Raw genomic sequence first — 25,761 nt, 5'->3', positions numbered from 1 at the left:
ACCTTCCATCCTGCCATGCTCAGGGGATCCCGTTACCGCCGGGGTACCCCGATCGCGTCACACATCACGTTGATAACGTCCGGCGTGCTATGGGCTGATCCGGCGGTAAAAAGCCGTACCTGTTCCACGCCCTGATAGAGCAACATCTCGATCCCCGGCACAATGGTCCCGCCGCGCAGCTCCCACGCCGCGGCCAGCGCGCTCGGCCACGGATCATAGGCCACGTCGAGCAGCAGCCTGCCGCGGAGGGACGACGGCGGCAGGCTGTCCGCCAGCGGATCTGCGGCACGCGGCGGGAGAGTGGAGATGACGACGTCGTAGTCCGCCAGCGCTGCCGCGGTCTCCGTCCATGGCCGCAACCGGCAACTAAGTCCGACGGCGCTGCCGGCGTCAGTGGCCGGAGCGGCGCTGCCGCTGCCGCGGACAAAGATGTCCGCGGCGGGAGCCCCGAGCCGCTGCAACGCGGCCACCGCGGAGACCGCGGTCCCGCCACCGCCGAGGACGGCCGCGGTTGGCCTTTCGCCGATTCCGGCGAACCGAAGCGCGTTGACAATGCCGGTAACGTCGGTGTTGTGGCCCACTAGGCGCTGCCGGTTCGGATCCTCCCGGTCGACGACCACTGTATTGACGGCCCGCAGCGCCGCGGCAACCGGTTCGAGCGCATCCAGCAGCGGCAGCACGGCCGTCTTGAGCGGCATGGTGACGGAGAGTCCGAACCAGTTTCGCTCCGCGCGTACGCGGGCAAAGAGCGCGGCTAATCCGGAGGCTTCGGTATCCAACGCCGTGTAAACATACGGCAGACCCAGCCGTGCATAGGCGGCGGAATGCATGGCCGGTGACTTCGAATGCCCGATCGGATGCCCCAACACGGCCCCATACATTTGCGGGCCGCGGTGCGTGCGGGGCCGAGGGGCGGGCTGCGCGGAAACCGGATCGTCGGCCGGGTCGTGAAAGCCGGTCATTTACTTACATTTCCCCGCGTTCGCATCGCACCAGGCCTGGTATTTAGCCACGTTCGTCAGATGCTCCGCATAAGTGGTGGCGTACAGCGTCTCGCCGGTCGTCAGATTCACCGTCACCCAGAAATAGTACGGATTGACCTGCGGATGGGCTGCGGCGTCAATGGCCTTGGCCTTGGGGGAACCGATCGGCCCGACAGGCAGACCGGGGTTGGCAAAGGTGTTGTACGGGTTGCTGGCGTCGTTCTTCTGCGCATCGGTGATGTTGTAGGTTTTCAGGCCAAGCCCGTAGGCCACCGTCGCATCGGACTCGAGCCGGCCACCGGTCTCAGCGTTGGGGTTGTTCAACCGGTTCTCGATGGCGCCTGAAATCATCGCGTAGTTGGCTTCGTTGCCCTCAAACTCAATGATGGAGGCGATGGTGAGCACCCGGTACTGATCCTTCGGATCCGTCACGCCGTCCTTGACCAATGTGTCCTTCGTGGCTTGGACCAGCTGCGCCAGAATCTGCTGGGCAGTCATCTCTAGCGGGAAGCGGTACTCCCCCGGTTTCAGATAGCCCTCCAGGCTCCTGGCCGCGGCGGGCAGCCCGAAGGTGGCAGGCGTCTTGGCGAGGGTGGTGAATTCCGATTCGGCGATGCCGGTGGACTTTGCCAGCAGCGCAAGAACTTCCGGTTCGCGCAGGTTCTGGTCGATGGCGGCGTAGTGGACCTTATTGTTATCCGGCGCGAGCAGCACCGACACCGCGTCGGAGGCCTTCATCTCAAGCTTGAGTCCGAAGGTCCCGGGCTGGATGAGCGCGCCGCCGCTGACGGCCTGGAGGGCGTCAAGGAACGCCGATTCACTCTGCACGACGCCGTCCTGCACCAGGCCGGCGGCCACCGTTCGTCCGGTTGCTCCCGCGGGGACAATGAAGGTCACGGAGCCGTGGCCCGGGCCGGGATAGTCCTTGGCCGTGTTCGCCGTCAGCATCGGCTGGACGGCCTGGAACGCGAAATAGGACACGGCCACAACAAACGCGATAACGACCAGGAAAATCAGGCTGCGTCGACGGCGGCGGACGCGTTTGGAGGCTCCCCGCACCCGGCGCGTCGGCAGTTCAGCCCGCGCAAAAATCGGGTGCGCACTCTCCTCTTGGCGGGCACCGTCCGGGTGCGCGTTTTGCTGGTATGCGCTGTCCTGGTGCCCGTCGTCCTGATATGCGTCGTCCGGGTTCGATGCCTCGGCGGACGGCTGTGCCGACTCCCGCTGGTGACGGCCGGGACGCTCCGGGTAAATGCTGCTCAAATGGATCGTCCCTGTTCATTCTTGTTGGGGTCACACTTGGTGGGGTCATACGTGCTGGGGCTGATGACGCCGTCCTTCGCTTGTGTCATACCCGCCGCGCGCCCCATCGCGCCGCCCTGCTGTCCGGGTACCACGGTACCGACCGTGCTGCCGCGTGATTTCTCCATCTCGATGGCATGTTGCAGGATCCCCACTGCCGCAACCTGATCCACCACGGCACGATGTCCGCGGCTGCTCATGCCAGCGGCGTGCAACGACTGATGCGCGGTGACAGTGCTGAGCCGCTCATCGATCATCCGAACCGGCACCTGGTAGTCGGCATCCGCCAGGGCTTGTACGAGCAGCGCGGCGTAGCTGCGTGCCATTTCAGCCGACGACCGTTCCGCCCCGCTCATTGTACGCGGAAGACCAACAAAAATCTCCACCGCCGAGCGCTCCCGGGCCTCCCGCACGAGTACGCGGACATCGTAGTTCTTTTTGACGTCCCGCTGCAGTGTGCGTACCGGGGTGGCCAAAATGCCGTCCGGGTCGCAGCAGGCCAAGCCCACGCGGACGGTTCCCACGTCCACTCCGAGCTTGACGCCGCGGGGATATCCGGCTCCGGAACGGCCGGTGCTGGATCCGGCTGTCCCTGACATGCCTGCGCTGACCACGACGGCGGCTCTAAGCCCGCTGCTCGATCGCGCCGACGACGGCGGTCAGGGCCGCGGTCACCTGCGCGGGGTCACTGCCGCCGCCTTGTGCGACGTCGTCCTTGCCGCCGCCGCCGCCGCCGAGTATCCCCGCCGCCAGTTTCACCAGTGCCCCGGCCTTCACGCCCGCATCCCGCGCGGCAGGGTTAGTCGCGACCAGCACCATCGGGCGCCCGTTCGCGACCCCGGCCACGGCAATCGTCGCGGGATCGGAGCCGAGCCGGTCCCGCAGATCCAGGGCCAGCGCGCGCAGGTCATCGGCGCCGCCGATCGCGCCGGCGTCGTGCGCGATCACCTTGATGCCGGCCCGGTCCTGCGCCGTACCGGCCAGCGCCGCGGCCTTGGCGGTGAGCTGTTCCTTGTGCAGGCGCTCCAGCTCTTTTTCGGCCGTGCGCAGCTTGCTCAGCGTCGCCGCGAGCCGTTCGGGCAGCAGGTTGGAGGGGACCTTGAGCATCTCGCTCAATTCGGTGACCAGCGCCCGCTCGGCGGCCAGGTGGCGGAAAGCGTCCATCCCGACGAATGCCTCCACACGGCGGTTGCCGGAGCCCACCGACTGCTCGCCGAGCAGCGTCAGGCTGCCGATCAGCGACGTGTTGGCCACGTGCGTGCCGCCGCAGAGCTCACGGGACCAGGCGCCGTCGATCTCCACCACGCGCACCTCGCTGCCATAGTTCTCACCAAACAGTGCCGTAGCGCCCAGCGTCTTGGCCTCCGCCAACGCCATGATCCGGGTGTCCACCCGGTAGTTATTGCGAATGGCGATGTTGGATACTTCCTCGATTTCGGAACGCGTGGCAGGGCTTAATCCTTCGCCCCAGGCGAAATCAAAGCGCAGATACCCGGCCTTATTGAAGGAGCCGCGCTGCAGCGCCTCCGGGCCGAGAATCTGATGTAGTGCGGCATGCACAATGTGCGTGCCGGTGTGGGCCTGCTCCGCTGCGTGCCGGCGCTGCCGGTCCACCGTTGCCCGGACCAGGGCGTCCGCAGGCAGCTCGCCCTCACGGATTACTGCCTTGTGCACGCTGAGCCCCTTAACGGGTTTCTGCACGTCAAGAACCTCGACGACGAACCCGTCACCGGTGATCAGCCCGGTATCGGCGGCCTGGCCGCCGGCCTCGGCATAAAACGGCGTTTCGGTCAGCACAATCTCGATCTCATCGCCTGTGCCTGCCTGCGCAACCTTCCGGCCGCCGGAGAGGATGGCACGGACGCGCGATTCCCCGTCCAGCTCGTCGTAGCCGGTGAAGACCGTCGTTCCGTCCGCCAGCAGGTCATGGAAGACGGAGAGGTCCGCATGGCCGCTCTTTTTTCCGCGGGCATCGGCTTGGGCACGCTGCCGCTGTTCCAGCATCAACGACCGGAACCCGGCCTCGTCCACGGCCAGCCCGGCCTCTTCGGCCATCTCCAGGGTCAGATCGATCGGGAAGCCGTAGGTATCGTGCAGCGCGAAGGCCTCCGCACCGGAAAGCGGCTTGTCCGCAGCCTTGGACTCTGCGACCGCCTCCTCCATCCGGGCGGTGCCGCTGGCAATGGTGCGCAGGAAGGATTTCTCCTCGGCGTAGGCAATCCGGGCGATCCGCTCGAAATCCGCTTCGACCTGCGGATAGACACCCTTCATCGCATCACGGGACGCCGGCAACAGCTCCGGCAGGCAGGCACGTTCCACGCCCAGCAGGCGCATCGCGCGGACGGCACGCCTGATCAGCCGGCGCAGCACATAGCCGCGCCCTTCGTTGGAAGGGGTGACGCCGTCGGAAATCAGCATCAGGGCGGAACGGATATGGTCCGCCACCACCCGCATCCGCACATCGTCGGTGTGGTGCGGATCCGCGACGGTCTCGGCACTGGTGTAGTCCTTGCCGGCGAGCAGGGCAGCGGCGTCCAACACCGGACGGACCTGGTCCGTTTCGTAAAAGTTCTCCACGCCCTGCAGGATCAACGCCAGACGCTCCAGCCCCAGCCCGGTGTCGATGTTTTTCTTGGGCAGCTCACCGAGGATCTCAAAGTTGTCCTTGCCGGTCCCTTCGCCGCGCTGGTACTGCATGAAGACCAGGTTCCAGATTTCGATGTAGCGCACGTCGTCGACGGCGGGGCCGCCTTCCGGGCCGTAGGCCGGCCCGCGGTCGTAGTAGATCTCCGAGCACGGGCCGGCGGGACCGGGCTGTCCGGTGGACCAGTAGTTGTCCTCCATCCCCATCCGCTGGATCCGCTCCGCGGGAAGACCGGAGGCTTCCACCCAGAGCGAGGCCGCCTCGTCGTCGTCCAAATACACGGTCACCCAAAGGCGTTCCTTATCCAGACCGAAACCACCCTCACTGATGCTGCCGGTCAACAGTTCCCAGGCGTAGCCGATGGCTTCCTTTTTGAAGTAATCACCAAAAGAAAAGTTGCCGCACATCTGGAAAAACGTGCCGTGCCGGGCGGTCTTGCCGACCTCTTCAATGTCGCCGGTGCGGATGCACTTCTGCACGCTCACGGCACGGCTGAAGGGAGCCTCCTCACGGGCGGTGAGGTACGGGATGAAGGGAACCATGCCCGCGACGGTGAACAGCAGCGATGGATCGCTGGAAACCAGCGAGGCGGAGGGCACTGCGACGTGGCCCTTGCTGGTGAAAAAATTGGTCCATCGGCGTGCGATTTCCTGCGACTGCATGATCCTGGGGGACCCTTCGTTGGTGAATGACAAAAGAACTCAGTGGGTGAATCAGCGGTTCTGCTGATCGATGCCGGGGGCACCGGGAGCATCGGCCGCGTCGAGCCCAAGTGCTCCGCGCAGATCGCCTTCGCGCTCGTTCATGCCCTCCCGCACGGCGTCGGCAAAATTGTGGATGCTGTCGCTGAGCTGACCGACCGCCCGGTTCAGGCCGGCGGGACCGAGGGCACTACGTGCCTGTGTCACCTTGCGGACAGCGATGGCGCCGATGGCAATACCCACGCCGAGCCAGAAAATCTTCTTCATGGTCTGGTAACTCCTTGATCTGCGCCAGCACGGCTGGCGGATAGCGGCGGCCTCTAGCGGCTGCGCAAATGCCGGGATCTGCTGCTGCGGCGCCCCGACACGGCGGACCGCACGCCGTAGGAGAAGGCTGCGACCTTGATTACAGGCGATCCGACCGTTGCGGCCAGCAACGAGGAGAGTGCGGAAATATTCGCGGTGGCGTCAGAGACGTTGTTGGAAATTCCGTCCACTTTCTGCAGCTGGGCGTTGGTCGTGGAGACCGTCGCCGTCACCTCGTCGATCAGCGGCGTCGTGCCCTCGCTGATGGTCGCGATGGTGCGCCGGACTTCATCAAACACCCGGCCCAGCTTGAATACGGGGACGGCCAGAATGGCCACCAGCACGGCGAAAACGCCTGCCGCTATCAAGCCTGCAATATCTCCACCGGACATGGTGCGCCGCCTCTTCTCTTTGGGGGGTAGGAAAATCTGCGTTCTGTTCCGTTAGTACCTTACCTACAAAGAAGCCCGCGGCGCGTGCCGCGGGCTTCTCTTCAGGCTTCTGCCCGTCCTGCTTCCGATCCGGGGTCGCCGCAACGGATCTACTGTGGGCTAAACGGATTTAGCGTGAGTAGAATTCAACAACCAGCTGCTCTTCGCAGGTCACGGGGACCTCGGAGCGCTTCGGACGGCGCACGAGGCGGGCCTGGAGGCTTTCGAGCTTGACGTCAAGGTAAGCGGGAACCATGGGCAGCACGTCGCGGTGTGCGCCGGCCGCTGCAACCTGCAGGGGGACCATGGTCTCGCTGCGCTGGTGCACGTGGATGAGCTGGCCTTCGGCAACACGGTATGACGGGCGGTCCACGCGGGCGCCGTCAACCATGATGTGACGGTGCACCACAAGCTGGCGTGCCTGAGCCGTCGTGCGGGCGAAGCCGGCACGGAGCACGAGGGCATCCAGACGCATTTCCAGCAACTCCACCAGGTTTTCACCGGTCAGCCCCTTGGTGCGCTTGGCTTCCTCGAAGGCACGGGTCATCTGTGCTTCGCGGATGCCGTACTGGGCGCGCAGACGCTGCTTTTCACGCAGTCGAACTGCGTAGTCACTGTCCTGCTTCTTGCGGGCTCGGCCATGCTCACCGGGACCGTAGGGGCGGCGCTCGAGGTACTTAGCTGCCTTGGGGGTAAGAGCGATGCCGAGGGACCGCGAGAGGCGGGCCTGGCGGCGGGCACGTAGGTTGTTAGCCACGTTGTCCTTCCAATATTCATGCGGTAAAGCTCGCTGCCATCAGCCGAACGGATAAATACCCGAACGGACAATGCCAATGCTTGATTATGTTTCCGGCCTCCATCATGGAGAGCTAGGGCTACCGCTGCCCGTTGCTGCAACCGCTGGGCATACCTGCATCGCTGATCTGGCTGGTTCGACGGATCGAACAGGCCGGAAAGTCAGGAAGGGCAGCAGGTATGGAGCCAAGGCTTGCCGGTGCACCAACGATTCTAGCAGTTATTTGGGGCGCCTATTTGGTGTCCTGGTGGAGGTCCGTGTCGAGAGCGTTAGCGCCGGCGAGCTGGGCTGTGCCCCTGGGCATCTTCGCCGCAACCATCTACGCGCGTCAGCTTCGCCTTGGTGTACGCGTCCCCGGGCCGGGCATCGGATTCTCCGACGGCATCAGCGCAACCGTTTTCTCAAGCTCTCGGCTCTGTTGAGCTGGGTTCTGAGCCACCCCGAGATCACCACCGATGTGACGCTCACCCACGCCCTGTCGTTTCTCGGATTCATCGCCGGCGGCCTCGGGTACGTCGTCGGCCTGGGTTTTCTCGTCGCCGGCTTGTCCGAACTGAGCTTCCTCTCCGTGCCCATCGCGCCGCTCCAGATCCTGCTCCCGGTTGGGCGGTTTGACGGCCTCCCTTGGCTCGTTGCGGTCGGCTTCCTCCTCCCGCAGAACCGGCCGCCGCGAATCGACAGGAAAGATGACCAGTTCCGGACGCCTCGACGGGAAGGTCGCACTGTTCACCGGCGAGCCATGTGATCGGCGCGGCCATCGCCGCGGCTCTGGCCGGAGCCGGCGCGTATGTCGTACTCGCCTCTCACGATTCCGCAGCCCTGTCACGGCAGGTGCAGCCTATCACCGGTAGCGGTGGACTTGCTGTGGCGATGCCGGCCGACCTGACGAGCGAGCCGTCGGTCTGCGGGCTCCTGGCCGGCATTGGGTCACAGTTCGGGTGGCTCGACGTGGCGGTCAACAATGCAGCAGGCGGAGGTCGGCCGCCCGCTCCGACGGCCGGGTGGACCAGTGAGCAGCTCGACAGCGCGATCGCCGTCAGTCTGCGCGGAAGGTTTCTTTTTCGGCCGGTTGGCCAAGTCGTGGAGATCGCCGGGGCTGCGCTCTGACGCGTCCTCATTCATCACCGGTACCGTGCTCGCCGTCGACGGCCGCCGGCTCGCTGGTACCCGGGTTCTGAGCTGCAGGGTAACAGTGGTTGGCGCTAAGGATTCTGTTCGGGCTGCTGTTATGCGTCATCTGATCTGGTGCTGAGGCCGTCATAGTTGGTGACGATGGGCGGTTGATGGCGTGAGGTCTTGTTTTGTGTGGTCGTCGGCGCGAGGCTGGCGATGACCTGTTAAAGACGATCGGCCCGGCATCAGATTTTCTAAGCTCCATGCCGGGCCGATCTACCGCGGAAGGCCGCGCTGATGCTTACGGTAAATGATGCTGCTTCTACTGTCGAGTCCCCGCGTTGACTCATCAAAGATGCCCGCGTAGCTGCTATCGAAGAATCATTTGGTAATGCCCGCGTAGCGGCGTGTCTGCCAAGCGATCACCAAGCGCCTCAATTTGATCGGAATAGCCCCCCACGTTACCTCCCAGACCGTCCGGTCAGGAGTCCTGACCGCGCTGGCGGGGCAGTTGCTTCCCGCCATCCTCTCGCGCCTCACCGGGCTGGAAATTACAGCTGCCACTCGATGGGCCGGCGCCGTTTCCGCAAGTAACGCCCGCTACGCCGCGTCCGTCATCGGGCCCGATGACGGTCCGGATCCAGAAAACGTTGAGGGATGCCTCCACTAACGGCAGTCCTGGCAGGGGTTCCCGTTGGGTGCCTCCCTTCGCCGGGTAAATCGCGATCTGGATGTGGCCTTGACTCCCACGTCTGCCCCGGCGGGATTCGCCAACAATGCGTGTGTTGCTACAGATGGCGTTGAGCCCAGTCGGTTCGAGAGGCCGCGGCCACAGTCATCCGCTAGACCATAGGAAACCTGGTGTCGTCAGAACAGGTAGTACCGCAGGAGCAGGTAGGGCACGCAGAGCCCTACGGTGACGGCGGTGACCACCAGCCCGTATTTGGTGAACGTCCAGAACGAGATGGGGTGGTCGTAGCGCTTAGCTATCCCGATGACGACGACGTTTGCGCTGGCTCCCACTGCGGTGGCGTTGCCGCCGAGGTCCGCCCCGAGGGCCAGCGCCCACCAGAGGGGCTTGGCTGCGGCGCCTCCTGCCTCCACAAGGTCATGCGTAATCGGAGCGAGTGTGGCCACGTAGGGGATGTTGTCAATGATGCCGGACGCGAAAGCCGAGCCTGCGAGCATTGCGACAGCGGCGACGTCGTAGTTGTCCCCGATGAGAGAAGCGGCGGCGTTGCCCACTGCGTCGATGACTCCAAGGTTGACCAGGGAACCGATCATGATGAACAGGCCCGCAAAGAACAGCAGCGTCTCCCATTCGACGTCCCCGAACACTTTTCGCGGTTCAAGCCGGGCGAGCAGGATGAGGAGGCCTGCGCCGAGCATCGCGACTAGGGACGGTGCGAGGCCCAACAGCGGCCGGGCAACGAAACCGATCAGCACCAGGCCCACCACCACGAGCGATTTGATCAACAATGACCTTTCGCCCAAAGCCTCCTTCTCGTTCAGGGCCATGACCCGCGCGGCCCGGTCCGGATGGAAACGGAAGGCTGAGCGGAACATCCAGCGGCACAGTCCGATGAAGACGACGAGGAGGACCGCGATTATGGGTGCGAGGTTGATGATGAAGTCGTTGAAGGTCAGGCCCCCGCGGCTGGCGATGATGATGTTTGGAGGGTCGCCGATCAGCGTTGCCGTGCCGCCGATGTTGCTGGCCATCACCTCCGCGATCAGGAAGGGAACGGGCGGCGCGGCGAGCCGCTCGCAAACCAGGAGGGTGACGGGGGCGGTGAGCAGCACTGTGGTGACGTTGTCCAGAAGTGCCGAGAGCACGGCCGTGATGACCACCAGGATAACCATGATCCGGAACGGATAGCCCCGGGCCTTCTTCGCCGCCCAGATCGCGAGGAACTCGAAGAGTCCCGTCTGCCGGAGGATGCCGACAATAATCATCATGGCCAGCAGCAGGAAGATGACATTCCAGTCGATCCCGCTCTCCTCCGAAAAAAACATTCCCGTGTCATTGGTGGCACCGATCAGCACCATTGCAGCTGCGCCGCCCAGCGCGGTGGTCATCCGGGGCAGCTTTTCGGTAGCGATCAGAACATACGCTGTGAGAAAGACACCGAGAGCAAGAATGACCTGGCCCGTCACTGCTCCTCGCTCCGTGAGTCAGGAGCGCCGGCGCTGGCCAGGACGGTCTTGATGACGGCGGGAAGAGTGACAAACATCGGGGCATCCCGAGGCGAGTCGCGGACCAGGGCAATCTGGGTGCGGGCATCGACCATGCGCGCCGCGATCTCGACCAGCTCCGCGTCGGACTCGATGGTCAGGATCTTGCGGACGGCAACGCCCTCATCGTCAAGCATCTCCCCGACGGTCCGTTCGGCAAGATGTTCCCACAACTCAGCGGCCCCGGCCTCGTCGAACACGGCCGCCAGCGACACGTCATCCAGAAGGTAACCGGGCACCATCAGCCGCAGCACGTCCACGGCCGAGACTATCGCTGTGGGGACTCCCAGCTTGTTTGCAATAACCAGCCCCACCAGTCCGCTATCCGCGATCAGGCGTCCGGCTTCCACCGCATTGGTCTCACGGCGCACAACGGGTAAAGCAACTTGCAGGTCGGCTGCGCGCATAGCGGCTCCTCATGCCTCGGGGGACAGAACGTGGTCCTATCCAACCACCGGTTTCCTGGGCTTGGTTGGGGTTTGTTAGCGTGTTCAGATATCCCCACAGGCAAGCCCATGGTAATGGTCTTGCCCGCCCCGTTAGGTCCAAATGACGCCGAATACCTCGCCCCGCTCCACCTTGAAGCCGATGCCATGCAGGACTTCACGGCCGCCAAAGGACTTCCGGAGGCCCTGCACTTCGATGACATGGTCCATGACTCAGCATCCTAGTAGTACTTTGTTAGGTTTTTGAGTGTTGCTCTTTTAATCCTGTCGCGGGTCTGTTAATTTCGGACCGTGAAGGATGATGAGATCGCAGCGGTGCGGACCGAGCTGGAGGACTTCGTGGGCGAGGTCTTCGCGTCGCTGCCGCGCAAGGACCAGCGGGCCAAGGGCAGCCTGTACCTGCGGGGGTTGATGCTCGATGGCCGACGCAAGTCGATGCAGCCCATGGGTGAGGGCAGTGGAAACGATCGGGCCCGAGGCCTGGGTGATCGATGACACCGGGTTCAAAAAGGACGGGCCGGCCTCCCCATGTGTGGCCCGCCAGTACTCTGGCACGTTGGGGAAGATCGGGAACTGCCAGATCGGCGTCAGCCTGCACAGGGCCACCGATGCGGCCTCGTGCCCTCTGAACTGGCGGCTCTTCGTCCCCGAGGACTGGGACGATACCTGCGCGGAGACGAACGAGGACGCCTCCCGGATCCAGGAACGGCGGTCTCGGGCAGGGATCCCGGACACGGTCCGGCACCGCACGAAATGGTCCCAGGCCCTGGAAATGATTGATGAGGCCACCGTCTGGGGACTGGTCCCCCCGGTGGTCGTGGCCGATGCCGGGTACGGGGAAATCACCGCGTTCCGCCAGGGCCTGGCCGACCGGCGCATCGGGTACGTGCTGGCGGTCAAGCCCTCCACCAGCGCCCACCCGGGCCATGCCGTGCCCGAACCCGCACCCGCACCCTACAGCGGGCGCGGGCCCTCGGAGCGGACCGGTACCGGGAGAAACCATCCTCGCTGCGGGAGCTGGCCCTCGCCGCGGAACGCAAAGAGCTCCATCAGGCCACGTGGCGCCACGGCATCATGACCGGTCCCGGCAACCGGAGCGCGGCCAATGAAATCACGCGTCCTGGCCCTGCGCATCCGCCCCGCCAACCGCGACCTCCCGCTGAATGAGGACGGTCCCTGCCCGAGCAGTGGATGCTCGCCGAATGGCCGCCCAGCGAACCCGGACCCACCGACTTCTGGCTCTCAGACCTGCCCGCCGACACGAAGCTGAAGACCCTCGTCCGACTCGCAAAAATGAGGTGGCGCATCGAGCACGACTACCGCGAACTCAAGACCGGACTCGGACTCTCCCGCTTCGAGGGACGCTCCTTCACCGGCTGGCACCGCCACGTCGCCCTCGTGACCGCGGCCCACCTCTTCATCACCAGGCTGCGGCTCAAGAACCCAAAAGCAGCTGGGGCCGCCTGAGCCTGTACGGCATCATCAGAGAACTCCAACAAGTCCTCGCCGTTTGGCTCGGTTACTGCCCCCACTGCCAATCACGCGCCCCAACCTAACAAAGTACTAGTAGATGAGTAAGTCCTAATCCGGCTTGTTGCAGAACAGACCCCGGGCGCCTTCGCGCCGGGGGTCTGCTAATTGCTGGCCCGGGACACCCCGTCCTGGCACGAGATCCTGCGCCTTCTCGACTCCACCTCGGTGCCCTGCGGCATGTCACGGGAAACGGTCAAACGATCCGATCTGTCCGGCCACGCCGGGGACGGTTACTGCGCCTCCCACTCCCGCTGTTTCTGTGGTCTTGCTGTCCGGGCCATCGGCGGTTGAGAACATTCGGCCTGCCCGGAACCCATCTGGCAGCGCGCATTTGCAGCGCGCATTTGCAGCGCTATTTCGCGTCGTTTGAGCGGATGATGCCGCGCAGCCGGGTCAGTCGGGCGGAGATCTCACGTTCCGCGCCGTTCGCGGTGGGCTGATAGTAGTCCCTACCCACCAGGTCATCCGGGGGATACTGCTGAGCGGCGACGGAATGCGGCTCGTCGTGGGAGTAGATGTAGCCCTTGCCGTGGCCAAGCTGCTTGGATCCCGGATAGTGGGCGTCACGCAACGGGGCCGGGATCATCGTGCCAAGCCCGGCCCGGACATCGGCAATGGCCGCGTTGATGCCCAGATAGGCCGCGTTCGATTTCGGTGCCGTGGCCAGATGAACCACCGCCTCGGCGAGCACAATGCGGGCCTCCGGCATGCCAATCAGCGCCACCGCTTGGGCCGCCGCCACCGCCGTCTGCAGGGCGGTTGGATCCGCCATGCCGATATCTTCGGCGGCGGAGATGATAATGCGGCGCGCCACGAACCGAGGGTCCTCCCCCGCCTCCAGCATGCGGGCCAGATAATGCAGGGCCGCATCGACATCCGAGCCCCGGATGGATTTTATGAAGGCGCTGATCACGTCGTAGTGCTGGTCGCCTGCCCGGTCGTAGCGTACGGCCGCGGCATCCACCGCCCGTTCGGCGTGGCAGAGCTCCACCAGCACCGGTTCCGGGCTGGATCCGGCGTTTGCCTTCCCGGGGCTGCCGCCATCGGCATGGGCAACACCGGCTGCAGCCTCCAGCGTGGTCAGCGCACGCCGGGCGTCGCCGCCGGCCAGGCGGACCAGATGATCCAGGGCCTCCTCCCTGAGCCTGACCTTGCCGGACAGGCCGCGCGGGTCCGCCACCGCCCGCAAAACCAGCGCGCGCACGTCGTCGTCGGTCAACGGCCGCAGCGTCAGCAGCAAAGAGCGCGACAGCAGCGGCGCAACCACCGAAAATGACGGATTCTCGGTGGTGGCCGCGATGAGCACCACCCAGCGGTTTTCCACGCCGGGAAGCAGAGCGTCCTGCTGGGCCTTGTTGAATCGATGAATCTCGTCCAGGAACAGTACGGTGGTCCGCCGGTGCAGATCCCGGGCGGTCAGCGCCTCATCCATGACCTTGCGGACGTCCTTGACGCCGGCGGTGATCGCGGAGAGTTCCACGAATTTCCGTCCCGGGCCGCGGGCGATGACATGCGCCAGCGTGGTTTTACCCGTGCCCGGCGGCCCCCACAGGATGACCGAGCTGGGACCGGCCGGGCCGGTCTGCTGGGCGCCGGAAGCCAACAGACGCAACGGCGATCCAGAGCCGAGCAGGTGCTGCTGGCCGACCACGTCGTCCAGGCTGCGCGGACGCATTCGCACCGCCAGCGGGCTGCGCGGACGGGCGGGGATGCCCTGGCCCTGCCACTCCTCGTTCGCCGGGTCTTGGCCGCCGTCCGGGTCGGAAAAAGAACTGTCGAAAAGATCGGTCACCTGCCAAGGCTATCCTCCGATCCGCTGCCGCCCACGCTCCGCGGTCCGAGGCACGGGTGCAGTCGCACGTGCGGGCGCGCGCCCACGGCGCGGGTAGGCTTGCGCAAATGACCCCCGTCTCCCGCACAGCATTGGTTTCCCCCGACCGGATTCCCGGCTGGACGGAACGGTTCGCCGCCGCACACGGCGCGCTGCGTTGCGACCAGAACGACGACGGCGTCCTGCTAACGGCGGCCGACGGCGCCACCGCGGTACTGCGGCCACCATGGCCCGCCGACGGCAGACCGGGACGCGGTGCCACGGCACTGGAGAGGCTCGCCTCACTCGCCGCCCAAAGCCGTACCGTCGCCGTCGTCCTGGTGCGACGGGGCGGTTATGCCGTGGGCTTGTGCCGGGACGGTGAGGTGCTGGTGTCAAAATCCGGCAGCCGGTATATCCAGTCCCGCACGGCGGCGGGAGGCTGGTCCCAACAGCGATTCGCGCGGCGTCGGGCCAACCAGGCCGATGCCATGCTCGAGGTGGTCGCCGGCCATGCGGCACGCATCCTCCGACCGCAGCCACCCGAGCCTGGGACCGGCGCCGGGACCCGGACTGAAACAGGGATTGGAACCGGGATCGGTGCCGTTGCCGCTAAGGGTACGGGTACGGGCAGCGGCACCGGTCAGGACTCCGGGCCGCCCCCGGGCACGGCCGAATATCTGGTTCTGGGCGGCGACCGCGAACTTTCACGGCTGCTGCTCGCCGAGCCTCGGGCCACGTTTCTGTCGGTCCTCCCCCAGCTGCGGTTTTTGGATGTTGCGGATCCGAAGACCGCGGTCCTCAAGCAGGCAGCACGGAATCTGCGGGCGGTACGGATCGACGTCACTGACCCGCCGTCCCGGCTCCGGTAGCCGACGGCACCGCTTCTTATCGTCCTACCCTGCCATCCTGCCCTGCCGCGCTGGCCTTTTGCCGCGGCCCTCTGCCCTGAATCCCACGTAGAGGCGGTGCCCCGGTAGTGCCTTGCCCGTAGTGCCCGTAGTGCCCTTGCGGTTGTGTAGGGAACGATTTATAGTCAAGGAGCGGCTAAGCAGTTGGCCACAAAGCCGTTTTGAATGGGAGTTTTTGTGGATCACAAACTGCGTGTCGTCGTCCGGTTGAACATCGAACCGGCATCGGCCGTTATTGCCGTCAGCGGATGTGTTACGGACGCCAACGCCACGGCCCTGCTTCCCATCATCAGGCGCACTGGAGAACTCATCGGGTGCCCGGTCATCAGCGTGGACATGTCCGCTGCCGGGCACGTTGACCAAGGCGCGCTGGACTACCTGAAGTTCCTTGGCACGGGCTTGGCGTCGGATCCCTTCAACGTCATCGTTCCCATCCCGCTGCCTGCATGCCCGGAACCGGCGAACTTCCTCAGCTACGACTCGGTAGCATGAGGCCCCAAATAGTGCGCTTCCCCCGACTGTGATGTGGACGAGCGACCGGTCGGTCCCCCGGGACCTCACCGGCCTGTCCATGAACGAGTTGGGGGCGCTGACAAACAGACTCTTCCAGGAGCTTGACCGCAACTTCCCCAATCCGGAAACGCGGACTCACTACGACCGGATTGTCACCGAGCTCGAGGCGCGGGAAGCCGCCGCTGACCGCAAGGGGCTGTCCTCGCGGTTCTAACCCCACAGTGGGTGGACCATCCGGGACAACGGTGCCGCATTTAACCGCCGACAAACTGCACGAAAGGCCGGCGGGTTCCGACCCGCCAGCCTTTCCTGCTGCATAACATCGCGGGCAAGGCCTGCTCCAGCGCCCCGTGCGGGCGCCCTTAGCCTTACCGCGTCAGTTCGCCGGCTTGGTCGCCGGCTTGAAATCCACGCCGGCTTCCTTGCGCTGCTGGGCGGTGATGGGTGCGGGGGCCGCAGTCAAGGGATCGTATCCGCCGCCGGACTTCGGGAACGCGATGACATCCCGGATCGAGTCTGCCCCGGCGAGCAGCGACACGGCACGGTCCCAGCCGATGGCAATTCCACCATGCGGCGGTGCTCCGAATTTGAATCCGTCCAGCAGGAAACCGAACTTTTCCTGGGCTTCCTCGGGAGAGAGCCCCATGACCTCAAAGACCCGTTCCTGAATGTCACGGCGATGAATACGAATGGACCCCCCACCGATCTCGTTTCCATTACAGACGATGTCGTAGGCGTAGGCCAGAGCGGATTCCGGATCCGTGTCGAAGGTCTCCATGAATTCCGGCTTGGGAGACGTGAAGGCATGGTGCACGGCCGTCCATGCTCCGCCGGAGATGGCCACATCGCCTGATGCCTCTGCTGTTGCCGCGGATTCGAACATCGGTGCGTCCACGATCCAGACGAACGCCCAGTCTGCTGGATTAATCAGTCCGGTCCGGTGCCCGATTTCCACGCGTGCCGCGCCCAGCAGTGCCCGGGAGGGCCCCACTTCTCCGGCGGCGAAGAAGATACAGTCTCCGGGTTTCGCCCCCACTGCCTCCGCCAGGCCGGCCCGCTCCGCGTCGGTGAGGTTCTTTGCCACCGGACCGGTCAGTTCGCCGTCGTCCTTGAACAAAACGTAAGCCAGGCCCCTGGCGCCACGCTGTTTGGCCCATTCCTGCCACGCGTCCAGCGTCCGCCGCGGCTGCGAGGCCCCGCCGGGCATGACGACGGCGCCAACGTAGGGAGCCTTGAAGACGCCGAAGTCCGTGTCCTTAAAGAAGTCCGTTAGCTCGGTCAGCTCCAGACCAAACCGCAGATCCGGCTTGTCCGAGCCGTACTTCTCCATCGCGTGCCAGTACGTCATCCGCTGGATCGGCAGCGGAATTTCCACGTCGATCAGCTTCCAGAGCGCCGACACGATGCTCTCTCCCAAGGCAATGATGTCATCCTGGTCCACGAAACTGGCTTCAATGTCCAGCTGGGTGAATTCCGGCTGCCGGTCCGCGCGGAAGTCCTCGTCCCGGTAGCAGCGGGCAATCTGGTAGTACTTCTCAAATCCGCCCACCTGCAGCAGTTGCTTGAACAGCTGCGGCGACTGCGGCAGGGCGTACCAGGAGCCCGGAGCCAAGCGGGCCGGGACTACGAAGTCACGCGCGCCCTCCGGCGTGGAGCGGGTCAGCGTGGGAGTTTCGATTTCGACGTAGCCCTGCTCGTGCAACAAGTTCCGGGCAACCCGGTTAGCCTCGCTGCGCAGGCGCAGGTTCCGCTGCATATTCGGCCGGCGCAGATCCAGGTAGCGGTGCTTGAGCCTGGCTTCCTCGCCCACTTCGACGTGCTCGTCAATCTGGAACGGCAACGGCGCCGCCTCGTTGAGCACCGTCACGGTGTCCGCGATGACCTCAATGTCGCCGGTAGCGAGATTCGGGTTCCCGTTACCCTCGGGGCGCTGCTGCACGGCACCGGTGACCTGCAGAACATATTCGTTGCGCAGCGCGTGGAAAACCTCTTCCTCACGCACCACGATCTGGGCGATTCCGGAGGCATCCCGCAGATCCAGGAACGCAACGCCACCATGATCCCGACGCCGGGCAACCCAACCGGAGAGGGTTACAGTTTGTCCGATGTGCTCGGCTCGTAAGGAGCCAAGGTCATGTGTGCGCAGCACAGCATTCCTTTCAATGGTTCGGCCGCAGTATGGCACCGCGGGCCGATGGCGAATAGCCGATGACAAATATGTGGTGGCTGCCCGATGTTCCAGCCGTCCTCGAGTTTACCGTCGAATGCCCTGCCCTCCCTCATCCCAGCCCCGACCCCGTCCCCTTCCCAACTAGGTAGCAGCACCTGCAGTCAAAACGCGGTTTGCGTGCAGGTGCTGCGACCTAGTTGGGTCAGGGGGTGGAAGGGACGACGGCGATCAGCGGCTGGAGGTCTTCGGCCGGCGGTGCCCAGCTGGCCGGGTCCGCTGCCGTTTGGTTGCCGCTGCGGATGTCTTTGACTTGGTGGCTGCCGTCCTCGGCAGTAAACCAGACGAACGGTATGCCCCGGCGGTCCGCATATTTGATCTGCTTGCCGAATTTCTCCGCTTTGACCGCCACCTCTGTGGCGATTCCCCTGCCGCGCAGGGCTGAAGCCACATCCTGGGCCTGCGGCCAGCTGTCATCGTCCGCCAAAGTTATCAGGACTGCCGTCGGAACACTGCGTGAGGCGACAGCCAGCTGTTGTCCGACAATGCGTGAGACCAACCGGGTGACGCCAATGGACAACCCGACGCCGGGAAAACTCCTGTTGCCCTTCGTGGCCAGCGACTCATAGCGTCCGCCGGAACAAATCGAGCCGAGGTTTTCGTGCCCGACCAGCACCGTCTCGTAGACGGTTCCGGTGTAGTAATCCAGGCCGCGGGCAATGCTGAGGTCCGCTACGACGGAACCGGGCGCGCGCGAGGCTGCAGCGGAAACCACCTGCTCCAATTCGCCGAGCCCCTGTTCGAGCAGTTCGTTTGCAACTCCCAGTGCGCGGACTTGGTCCACAAAAGACGTGTCCTCGGTCCGGATCGAGGCCAGGGCCAGCGCGGCCCTGGCCTGGCTGTCCGTGGCGCCGAGCTCGGCTTTGAGCAGTTCCGCGACGGCCTCCGCGCCGATCTTGTCCAGCTTGTCGATGCTGCGCAGCACGCCAGCGGTGTCCGCCAACCCGATCCCGCGATAAAACCCCTCGGCCAGTCGCCGGTTGTTGACGCGAAGTTTGAACGCCGGAATCGGCAGGGCGGACAGCGCCTCCACGATGACCAGCGCCAGCTCAACGTCGTACCGGAAGGGCAGCTCGCCGTCGGCCACCACATCAATGTCCGCCTGGGTAAACTCACGGGCCCGGCCGTCCTGGGGCCGCTCCCCGCGCCAGACCTTCTGAATCTGGTACCGCCGGAACGGGAACGCGAGGTAACCGGCGTTTTCCACCACATAGCGGGCAAAAGGCACGGTCAGATCGAAATGCAGGGCCAGCGCGGCGTCCGCTTTCGCATCGGACGTGGTTTCGCGCTTGGTATCGGACTCCTCCTCCTGCAGCCGGCTCAGGGCGTAGACCTCTTTGTCGATTTCGCCCTTGCGCAGCAGCTGTCCCACGGTTTCCACGGCCCGGGTTTCAATGGAGGAGAAACCGTGCAGTTCGAAGGTGCGCCGCAGGATGTCCAGCACATGGAGTTCCACCAGCCGTTCCTGAGGTAGCCACTCGGGGAAACCGGACAGGGAGGCGTTGCGTGCCATGGGTGAAGCTCTCCTTTTCTGGCGGATGGCCGCCAAAGGGGCCGCGCTGGGCCGATGAACGGTGCAGTTAGGCTGCGAAACACGGCAGTTTACCGGGAGTCTTCTAAGGTTCTCACAGCGATTACATGGGTAAACTGTCTGCGGCAGCCATTTTATGCGGTTCAGCGGCGCCATAACGAACCAGTTTGACGAACAGACATTAGAACCATCGGACATGCCGGTCCCAATCGGGAGCCGGTCCGCTGCCGCGGCGGAGGCCAGTCCGCTGCCACGGCGCCACAATCGCCAGGACGGAGAGCAGAACCTTGGCGAGCACCAAACGCGACGCGCGGGAGAACCGGAAACGGATTGCCATTATGGAGGCCAAGCGCGGGCTCCGCGAGCGGCAGGCCCGCCGGCGCAAACGGGACAACGTGGCCGCCGCGGTCGCGATTGTGGCCGTCGTCGTGCTGGCCGTGATTCTTCAGCTGACGGTTTTCAGCCACAATCCGACGGCGGATCAGACCGCAACCGCAGAGGCCGGTCTGGACGCCTCCGCGTCGCCATCGGCTGCGACCTCCGCGACACCCTCGGCCGGGCCATCCGCCGGAGCGACCGCCACTGCCCCGGGGACCAACACCGCGAACATCCCGCCGGCTTCGACCGCGGACGGCAAAACATTCACCGGCGAACTGAGTCTGAACGGCTCGCCCCTGGGCATCCAAATCGACGGAACCGCGGCTCCGCAGGCCGCCGCAGTCTTCAAGTCCCTCGCCGATGAGAGCTTCTTCAACGGCCTGACCTGCCACCGGCTGACCAACGCCGACACCTTCGGTGTCCTGCAGTGCGGCTCGAAGACAGGCGACGGTTCCGGCGATCCCAGCTACCAGTGGGGTCCGGTGGAAAACTCGCCGGCGGACGGGAAATACCCGGCCGGCTCAATCGCGGTGGCCCGCGGCAGCAGCACCTACAGCAACGGCACGCAGTTCTTCATTGTGTACAAGGACACAGTGCTGCCGCAGACCGATGGCGGCTATACCATCATGGGCAAAGTAACCTCGGGGCTCGACGTGGTGCAGAAGATCGCCGACGCCGGCATCACCGGCGGGACCACGGATGGGGCCCCTGTGACACCGGTAACGATAGACTCGTTTACGCTCCAGTAAATCGGGCGGCCCGGTCCGGTTGCCTCTGGTGGAAAAGCCATATGCATCCGGGCTCTATCACCAAACGATCGACTAATCGACAGAGAAAACGACAGAGTATGTAGCGCAGCAAAGTGTATATAGTTCAGCAGTGCACGATGACCCTCCAGCGAAAGACTTTTAGCGGTGACAGATAGTCAGCAACCCGACGACAGGGCCACGATCCACGCAGTGGAAGAGGCCGACCGACCTGCAACGGACGCATCAGCTGTCCCGGAAGCTTCGGCTCCCGGGGTAAACGAAGAAGCCCCCGTTCCCGGACCGGAGAGAGACTCCGAGGACGCTCCCGGAGAAAAGCCGATCCCCTCGGCACAGAGTTCGGCTGAGAAACCCCCCGCCGACCGCGCCGCCGGCGCCGCGAAAGTGCCCTCGCCGGCAGCCTTCGCTGGCCGTCCGCGCGCCGCTGTGCCTTCTCCACGGCCGGCCAGCGGCCCGGCCGCACCGGTCGCTGGCCCCGTTTTGACGGGCATGAGCCTGGCCGAGGCGGCCAAGTGGGGCCGCGCGGAAGAGGACGGACATGTCTTTGTGGTGCTCGACGGGGAAGAGCATCCCGTCGGTCAGTATCCCGGCGCAAGCCGCGACGAGGCCCTTTCCTACTTCGCCCGGAAATTTGACGATATCGCAGCGCAGATCACCCTGCTGGAGCAGCGCGTCGACGCAAAAGCACCTGCCGCCGACATGCACAAGACAATCGGCCATCTCCGTGAGCAGCTCTCGGAGCATAACTCCGTGGGCGATATCCGCGCAGCCGAGCAGCGGCTGGAAGCATTGACCGTAAAGGTCAAGGCCCTGGAAGCGGCCGAACGCGCCGAGCATGACGCCGCTCGCGCTGTGGAATTGAAGTCCCGTGAGGCGATTGTGGCGGAGGCCGAGGAGATCGCCGGCCAGAACCCGGACGGCATCCAGTGGAAGACCAGCAGCGCCCGGATGAATGAGCTGTTCGAAACGTGGAAGACGGCGCAAAAGAGCGGTCTGCGGCTGGGCCGGAACACTGAAGAAGCCCTGTGGAAGAGGTTCCGGGCGGCCAGAACGATCTTTGACCGCCACCGCCGTGCCTATTTCTCCGCACTGGACAGTAATAACTCGGCGGCCAAGTCCGCCAAGGAGAAGCTCATTGCGGAGGCGGAGGAACTGGCCAGCTCCACCGACTGGGGGCACGCGGCCGGCGAATACCGCCGTCTGATGGACCAGTGGAAGGCATCTCCGCGGGCCAGCCGCAAGGATGACGACGCACTCTGGGCCCGTTTCCGCGGCGCACAGGATAAATTCTTCGGCGCCCGACAGAGCGTGAACGAAGCACTGGATCAGGAATTTGCCGGCAATCTGGTGGTCAAGGAAGCGCTGATCATCGAGGCGAAGCAACTGCTGCCGATCAAGGATCTCGCGGCCACCAAGAAGTCGCTGCAGTCCATCCGCGACCGGTGGGAAGAGGCCGGAAAGGTCCCGCGCGCCGATATGCAGCGGGTCGAGGCCGGCCTGCGCCAGATTGAGGAGGCGGTCCGCAAGGCCGACGACGACAACTGGCGCAGGACCGACCCGGAGGCCAAGGCGCGGACCAGCAGTGCGCTCTCCCAGCTGGAAGCGACGATCGCGGGGCTGCGGGATGATTTGGCCACGGCGGAGCAGGCCGGCGATCAGCGCAAGCTGAAGACGGCGCAGGAAGCGTTGGCTGCGCGGGAGCAGTGGCTGGAACAGATCCAGAAGGCCGCAGAGGACTTCGAGTAGAAACAAAAGCGCTTGTCCGCGAAGGCGCCAGAGGCCCCCGCAGGTAGTTGTCCACACTTCCCGCGGGGGCCTTTCACTCTCTGCAGCCGGACGTCACACTGGACAGATGCCTTCAGCAGCGACGAATCCAGCCCGGACGCCAGCGGCGTACGGCGCGGTGCTGTCCCCCGGCCGGAGTTTCAGCCACACCGAGCTTCAGGCCATGAGCCTGGACGGTGTGCTGGAGCCGGTTTTCGGGGACGCTTACGTGCTGTCCGGGACAGACATCGGCCCCGAACTCCGCGGGCAGGCTTTGGCCCTCTTGACACCGGCGCACCTGACCGGACGCGGCGTGGCCTGCCGCCTGAGTGCTGCCTGGGTCTACGGCTGCTCCCGGCCGCCGTTCGCCGTGTCCCTGCTTGTGGACAAGGGGCACAGGGCCGGGGCGCTACCCGCTGGCACCGGCTGCATCCTGCACGAGGCGAAGCTGAGCAGGTTCGACGTTGCAACCATCGGAACCATGCCGGTGACGACACCGTTGCGGACGGCCGTCGACCTGGCACTGCAGGTACAGACCGACGACGCGCTGCAGGCCCTGCGCGCGATGGCCGCGGATCCGTTGCTGAACTGCCCCCTCGGATTGGTCCGGCAGGCGCTCGAAGCCCGCGGCCGGGTGCCACACAAACACACCGCACTGGAACGGATCCGGCTGCTGCTGAGATTCGGGGACAGAGACGGTGGCTAGCCCCCGCTCGGGGCGGGTCAGACCCGGCGTTGGGATCCGGTGGTGCGGTAGACGTCAAAGACACCGTCAATGCGCCGGACTGCGCTGAGTACATGGTGCAGGTACTTCGGATCGCCCATTTCGAAAGCGAAGCGGGACATGGCCACCCTGTCACTGGAGGTGTGGACGCTGGCAGCAAGAATATTGACGTGGTTCTCCGACAGTATCCGGGTGACATCGGAGAGCAGGCTCTTGCGGTCCAGCGCCTCCACCTGGATCTCCACGAGAAAAACGCTTGATTGGGTGGGTGCCCATTCGACATCCACTAGCCGTTCGGGTTCGTTCTTCAGATTCTGCAGATTCCGGCAGTCCGAGCGGTGCACGGAGATGCCCGAACCCTTCGTGACAAAACCCATGATGGTGTCCGGGGGCACGGGCGTACAGCACCGGGCCAGCTTGACCAGCACATCGCCCACTCCATGCACGATGACGCCGGAATCCGAATAGCGGGGTCGGCTCGGAACGCCCGGAGCGGCGATCTCCGCGACCTCGTCCTCGGCCACATCATGACCGCCCAGGGAATCGACGAGCTTTTCGACGACGGACTGGGCAGAACTGTGTCCGTCGCCTACGGCGGCGTACAGTCCCGTGATGTCCACATAACGGAAATCCTGTGCCACGGCGAGCAAGGCATCGTGCGTCATCAGACGCTGCAACGGAAGGTTCTGCTTGCGCATTGCGCGCGTCAGCAGCTCCTTACCCTTCTCGATGGCCTCCTCGCGGCGTTCCTTGCTGAACCACTGGCGGATCTTGTTGCGCGCCCGCGGGCTCTTGACGAAGTTCTGCCAGTCCTGACTCGGCCCGGCACCTTCTGCCTTGGAGGTGAAGATCTCCACCCAGTCGCCGTGATTGAGCTCGCTGTTCAACGGCACAAGTTTGCCGTTGACGCGGGCGCCGATGGTGCGGTGACCCACCTCGGTGTGGACGGCGTAAGCAAAGTCCACCGGCGTCGAACCGGCCGGCAAGGCCATGACTTCGCCCTTGGGCGTGAACACGAAAACCTCGCGGGCGTTCATCTCGAACCGGAGCGAATCCAGGAACTCGCCCGGATCCCGGGTTTCCTGCTGCCAATCCACCAGCATGCGCAGCCAGTTCATGTCGTCCCCGCCCATATTCGCGGCGGGGCCTGCCTTAGGGTCGGTCTTGTACTTCCAGTGCGCGGCAACACCGTATTCCGCCCGCTGATGCATTTCAATCGTCCGGATCTGGATTTCCACCGGTTTGCCGTCCGGACCGATGACGGTGGTGTGCAGGGACTGATACATATTGAACTTCGGCATCGCAATGTAGTCCTTGAACCTGCCCGGGAGCGGGTTCCAGCGCGAATGCATCTGACCGAGCGCGGCGTAGCAGTCCTTGACCGAATCGACCAGAATCCGCACGCCCATCAGGTCATTGATGTCGTCAAAGTCCTTGTCGCGGACAATCATTTTCTGGTAGATCGAATAGTAATGCTTGGGCCGGCCGGTAATCGTTGCACGGATCTTCGCCGCCCGCAGGTCCTCGGTAATCTGGTTACGGATGACGGCCAGGCTCTTCTCCCGCTCCGGGGTGCGGTCCCCCACCATCCGTACGATCTCGTCGTAAACCTTCGGGTACAGCGCCGCGAAGGAAAGGTCTTCAAGTTCCCATTTGATGGTGTTCATTCCGAGACGGTGCGCCAGCGGGGCAAAGATCTCCAGCGTCTCGCGCGCCTTCCTGCTGGAGGACTCGGCGGAAACGAACCGCCAGGTGCGCGCATTGTGCAGCCGGTCCGCCAGCTTGATCACCAGTACCCGGATGTCCTTGGCCATCGCCACCACCATTTTGCGGACGGTTTCGGCCTGCGCGGATTCGCCGAACGTGACCTTGTCCAGCTTGGTGACCCCGTCCACCAGCATCGCCACCTCGTCACCGAATTCGGCCCGGAGCTGTTCGAGCGTATACGGCGTGTCCTCGACCGTGTCGTGCAGCAGCGCGGCAGCCAAGGTGCTGCCGGTCATACCGAGTTCACCCAGAATGGTGGCCACGGCCACCGGGTGCGTGATGTACGGGTCCCCGCTCTTGCGCTTCTGCCCCTGATGGCTGCGCTCGGCGACCACGAACGCCTGCTGGATCAGATCGAAATCCTCTTTAGGATTATTCGCCCGCACGGTGCGCAGCAACGGCTCCAGAATCGGTGAGTATCCGCTGGAACCCCGCCCGGTCAGCCGGGCCAGACGCGCCCGGGTGCGTTCACGGCGACCGGGGAATGTCGGGCGCAGTTCAGCCGGGCTCTGACCGGTCTGCCGGACCGCCAGATCCCCGGGCGTCACTCCCGGCTGCCGAGGGCCGGGAGGAGTCGGTTCCGCAACCTTGCCGGTCGGGGCGCCCTGCTCGTCCACTGCTGTGTCCTTAGCTCGTCGTCGTCATTTCATCCACAGATGGAATTCCTCTAGTCTAAGCCCGCATATTGGCGCGCCAAACCGGTGACGCGGCTGGCCTCAAGCGCAGAGGCAATGGCCGCCCCGTGGTCTCGGAAAGGTCGTGCGCCGGGGTGCGCCGGTAAGGTCCCGCGTGCGCCGGTAAGGTCCCGCGGCCCGCGCTGTTAAAGTCCACCGGCCGGCGCCGAAGCGCCGGCCGCCATACCCGCGTCACCCGGCCCGG

At 64.8% G+C, this 25,761-nt stretch carries 21 protein-coding genes and 2 pseudogenes; 10 read left to right on the top strand and 13 right to left on the bottom strand.

The annotated features are described in order from the left end of the window. Positions 1 to 32 precede the first annotated feature (32 nt). From QMG52_RS05225 to rpsD, 7 genes are all read right to left on the bottom strand, one after another. The gene (locus QMG52_RS05225) at positions 33 to 962 is read right to left on the bottom strand and encodes a shikimate dehydrogenase (protein WP_349361654.1); all 930 of its coding nucleotides are present in this window, start codon (positions 960 to 962) and stop codon (positions 33 to 35) included. Beyond that, positions 963 to 2,246 (bottom strand): endolytic transglycosylase MltG, encoded by a 1,284-nt coding sequence (locus tag QMG52_RS05220; RefSeq protein ID WP_283559354.1) that lies wholly within the window; start codon positions 2,244 to 2,246, stop codon positions 963 to 965. Then, complete coding sequence (gene ruvX / locus QMG52_RS05215) at positions 2,243 to 2,884, bottom strand: Holliday junction resolvase RuvX (protein ID WP_283559353.1); 642 nt, start codon at positions 2,882 to 2,884, stop codon at positions 2,243 to 2,245. Before ruvX ends, QMG52_RS05220 begins: the two co-directional genes overlap by 4 nt. A 25-nt stretch (positions 2,885 to 2,909) precedes the next feature. Further along, positions 2,910 to 5,591 carry an alanine--tRNA ligase gene (alaS, locus tag QMG52_RS05210; RefSeq protein ID WP_283559352.1) on the bottom strand — a complete coding sequence of 894 codons (2,682 nt, stop codon included), beginning with the start codon at positions 5,589 to 5,591 and terminating at the stop codon, positions 2,910 to 2,912. Positions 5,592 to 5,642: 51 nt separating this feature from the next. Beyond that, positions 5,643 to 5,897, bottom strand: coding sequence for a DUF6167 family protein (locus tag QMG52_RS05205; protein WP_283559351.1), 255 nt, complete (start codon positions 5,895 to 5,897; stop codon positions 5,643 to 5,645). A gap of 53 nt (positions 5,898 to 5,950) precedes the next feature. Further along, positions 5,951 to 6,328 carry a DUF948 domain-containing protein gene (locus QMG52_RS05200; RefSeq protein WP_283559350.1) on the bottom strand — a complete coding sequence of 126 codons (378 nt, stop codon included), beginning with the start codon at positions 6,326 to 6,328 and terminating at the stop codon, positions 5,951 to 5,953. A gap of 169 nt (positions 6,329 to 6,497) precedes the next feature. Further along, a complete protein-coding gene (gene rpsD, locus QMG52_RS05195) occupies positions 6,498 to 7,124 on the bottom strand; it encodes a 30S ribosomal protein S4 (protein WP_283559349.1) in 627 nt (208 codons plus the stop codon). A 457-nt stretch (positions 7,125 to 7,581) separates the two neighbouring features. Here rpsD and QMG52_RS05190 point away from each other — a divergent pair, with 457 nt between their 5' ends. Beyond that, positions 7,582 to 7,908 (top strand): hypothetical protein, encoded by a 327-nt coding sequence (locus QMG52_RS05190; protein WP_283559348.1) that lies wholly within the window; start codon positions 7,582 to 7,584, stop codon positions 7,906 to 7,908. Next, positions 7,905 to 8,270, top strand: coding sequence for an SDR family oxidoreductase (locus QMG52_RS05185; RefSeq protein ID WP_283559347.1), 366 nt, complete (start codon positions 7,905 to 7,907; stop codon positions 8,268 to 8,270). The genes QMG52_RS05190 and QMG52_RS05185 overlap by 4 nt, the downstream gene beginning before the upstream one ends. An 873-nt stretch (positions 8,271 to 9,143) precedes the next feature. On the opposite strand, the gene QMG52_RS05180 is transcribed toward QMG52_RS05185, so the two are convergent. Then, on the bottom strand, positions 9,144 to 10,433 hold the full coding sequence (locus QMG52_RS05180) for an ArsB/NhaD family transporter (protein ID WP_283559346.1): 1,290 nt from the start codon (positions 10,431 to 10,433) through the stop codon (positions 9,144 to 9,146). Continuing rightward, complete coding sequence (locus QMG52_RS05175; protein WP_283559345.1) at positions 10,430 to 10,918, bottom strand: CBS domain-containing protein; 489 nt, start codon at positions 10,916 to 10,918, stop codon at positions 10,430 to 10,432. Before QMG52_RS05175 ends, QMG52_RS05180 begins: the two co-directional genes overlap by 4 nt. 330 nt (positions 10,919 to 11,248) lie before the next feature. Here QMG52_RS05175 and QMG52_RS05165 point away from each other — a divergent pair. Together QMG52_RS05165 and QMG52_RS05160 are read left to right on the top strand one after the other, a co-directional pair. Then, a pseudogene (locus QMG52_RS05165) lies at positions 11,249 to 12,424 on the top strand (IS701 family transposase). Positions 12,425 to 12,598: 174 nt separating this feature from the next. Beyond that, positions 12,599 to 12,754: pseudogene (locus QMG52_RS05160) on the top strand (IS982 family transposase); the annotation flags it as partial. Positions 12,755 to 12,842: 88 nt separating this feature from the next. On the opposite strand, the gene QMG52_RS05155 reads toward QMG52_RS05160, so the two are convergent. Beyond that, positions 12,843 to 14,282, bottom strand: coding sequence for a replication-associated recombination protein A (locus QMG52_RS05155; protein ID WP_283559344.1), 1,440 nt, complete (start codon positions 14,280 to 14,282; stop codon positions 12,843 to 12,845). A gap of 107 nt (positions 14,283 to 14,389) precedes the next feature. Here QMG52_RS05155 and QMG52_RS05150 point away from each other — a divergent pair, with 107 nt between their 5' ends. From QMG52_RS05150 to QMG52_RS05140, 3 genes are all read left to right on the top strand, one after another. Then, positions 14,390 to 15,172 (top strand): acVLRF1 family peptidyl-tRNA hydrolase, encoded by a 783-nt coding sequence (locus tag QMG52_RS05150; RefSeq protein ID WP_283559343.1) that lies wholly within the window; start codon positions 14,390 to 14,392, stop codon positions 15,170 to 15,172. Positions 15,173 to 15,376: 204 nt separating this feature from the next. After that, entirely contained in the window at positions 15,377 to 15,703 is a 327-nt protein-coding gene (locus QMG52_RS05145) for a hypothetical protein (RefSeq protein ID WP_283559342.1), read from the top strand. Positions 15,704 to 15,731: 28 nt separating this feature from the next. Continuing rightward, on the top strand, positions 15,732 to 15,938 hold the full coding sequence (locus tag QMG52_RS05140; RefSeq protein ID WP_283559341.1) for a hypothetical protein: 207 nt from the start codon (positions 15,732 to 15,734) through the stop codon (positions 15,936 to 15,938). A gap of 162 nt (positions 15,939 to 16,100) precedes the next feature. Here the strand turns inward: QMG52_RS05140 and aspS are convergent, their stop codons facing one another. Together aspS and hisS are read right to left on the bottom strand one after the other, a co-directional pair. After that, on the bottom strand, positions 16,101 to 17,873 hold the full coding sequence (gene aspS, locus QMG52_RS05135) for an aspartate--tRNA ligase (protein WP_283559340.1): 1,773 nt from the start codon (positions 17,871 to 17,873) through the stop codon (positions 16,101 to 16,103). A 223-nt stretch (positions 17,874 to 18,096) separates the two neighbouring features. Next, entirely contained in the window at positions 18,097 to 19,464 is a 1,368-nt protein-coding gene (gene hisS, locus QMG52_RS05130; protein ID WP_283559339.1) for a histidine--tRNA ligase, read from the bottom strand. Positions 19,465 to 19,769: 305 nt separating this feature from the next. Between hisS and QMG52_RS05125 the strand changes: the two genes are divergently transcribed. The 3 genes from QMG52_RS05125 (at position 19,770) to QMG52_RS05115 (ending at position 23,097) form a co-directional block, all read left to right on the top strand. Continuing rightward, positions 19,770 to 20,609, top strand: a complete 840-nt coding sequence (locus QMG52_RS05125; RefSeq protein ID WP_283559338.1) for a peptidylprolyl isomerase — start codon at positions 19,770 to 19,772, stop codon at positions 20,607 to 20,609. Positions 20,610 to 20,774: 165 nt separating this feature from the next. Next, complete coding sequence (locus tag QMG52_RS05120; RefSeq protein WP_283559337.1) at positions 20,775 to 22,373, top strand: DUF349 domain-containing protein; 1,599 nt, start codon at positions 20,775 to 20,777, stop codon at positions 22,371 to 22,373. Between the two features lie 106 nt (positions 22,374 to 22,479). Beyond that, complete coding sequence (locus QMG52_RS05115) at positions 22,480 to 23,097, top strand: type IV toxin-antitoxin system AbiEi family antitoxin (protein ID WP_283559336.1); 618 nt, start codon at positions 22,480 to 22,482, stop codon at positions 23,095 to 23,097. 17 nt (positions 23,098 to 23,114) lie between these two features. On the opposite strand, the gene QMG52_RS05110 is transcribed toward QMG52_RS05115, so the two are convergent. Next, on the bottom strand, positions 23,115 to 25,430 hold the full coding sequence (locus tag QMG52_RS05110) for a RelA/SpoT family protein (RefSeq protein ID WP_434621449.1): 2,316 nt from the start codon (positions 25,428 to 25,430) through the stop codon (positions 23,115 to 23,117). Positions 25,431 to 25,761 lie beyond the last annotated feature (331 nt).

Source organism: Paenarthrobacter sp. PH39-S1, from assembly GCF_030063245.1.
In the GTDB taxonomy this organism is placed as follows: Bacteria; Actinomycetota; Actinomycetes; order Actinomycetales; family Micrococcaceae; genus Arthrobacter_M.
The sequence above is the reverse complement of the archived record's forward strand: the minus strand, read 5'-3'. Positions and strand labels throughout refer to the sequence as shown.

Coding starts and splice junctions, on each gene's coding strand:
- QMG52_RS05225 (WP_349361654.1), bottom strand. CDS start 962: ATGACCGGCTTTCACGACCCGGCCGACGATCCGGTTTCCGCGCAGCCC.
- ruvX (WP_283559353.1), bottom strand. CDS start 2,884: ATGTCAGGGACAGCCGGATCCAGCACCGGCCGTTCCGGAGCCGGATAT.
- alaS (WP_283559352.1), bottom strand. CDS start 5,591: ATGCAGTCGCAGGAAATCGCACGCCGATGGACCAATTTTTTCACCAGC.
- QMG52_RS05205 (WP_283559351.1), bottom strand. CDS start 5,897: ATGAAGAAGATTTTCTGGCTCGGCGTGGGTATTGCCATCGGCGCCATC.
- QMG52_RS05200 (WP_283559350.1), bottom strand. CDS start 6,328: ATGTCCGGTGGAGATATTGCAGGCTTGATAGCGGCAGGCGTTTTCGCC.
- QMG52_RS05175 (WP_283559345.1), bottom strand. CDS start 10,918: ATGCGCGCAGCCGACCTGCAAGTTGCTTTACCCGTTGTGCGCCGTGAG.
- QMG52_RS05150 (WP_283559343.1), top strand. CDS start 14,390: ATGACCCCCGTCTCCCGCACAGCATTGGTTTCCCCCGACCGGATTCCC.
- QMG52_RS05145 (WP_283559342.1), top strand. CDS start 15,377: ATGGGAGTTTTTGTGGATCACAAACTGCGTGTCGTCGTCCGGTTGAAC.
- hisS (WP_283559339.1), bottom strand. CDS start 19,464: ATGGCACGCAACGCCTCCCTGTCCGGTTTCCCCGAGTGGCTACCTCAG.
- QMG52_RS05115 (WP_283559336.1), top strand. CDS start 22,480: ATGCCTTCAGCAGCGACGAATCCAGCCCGGACGCCAGCGGCGTACGGC.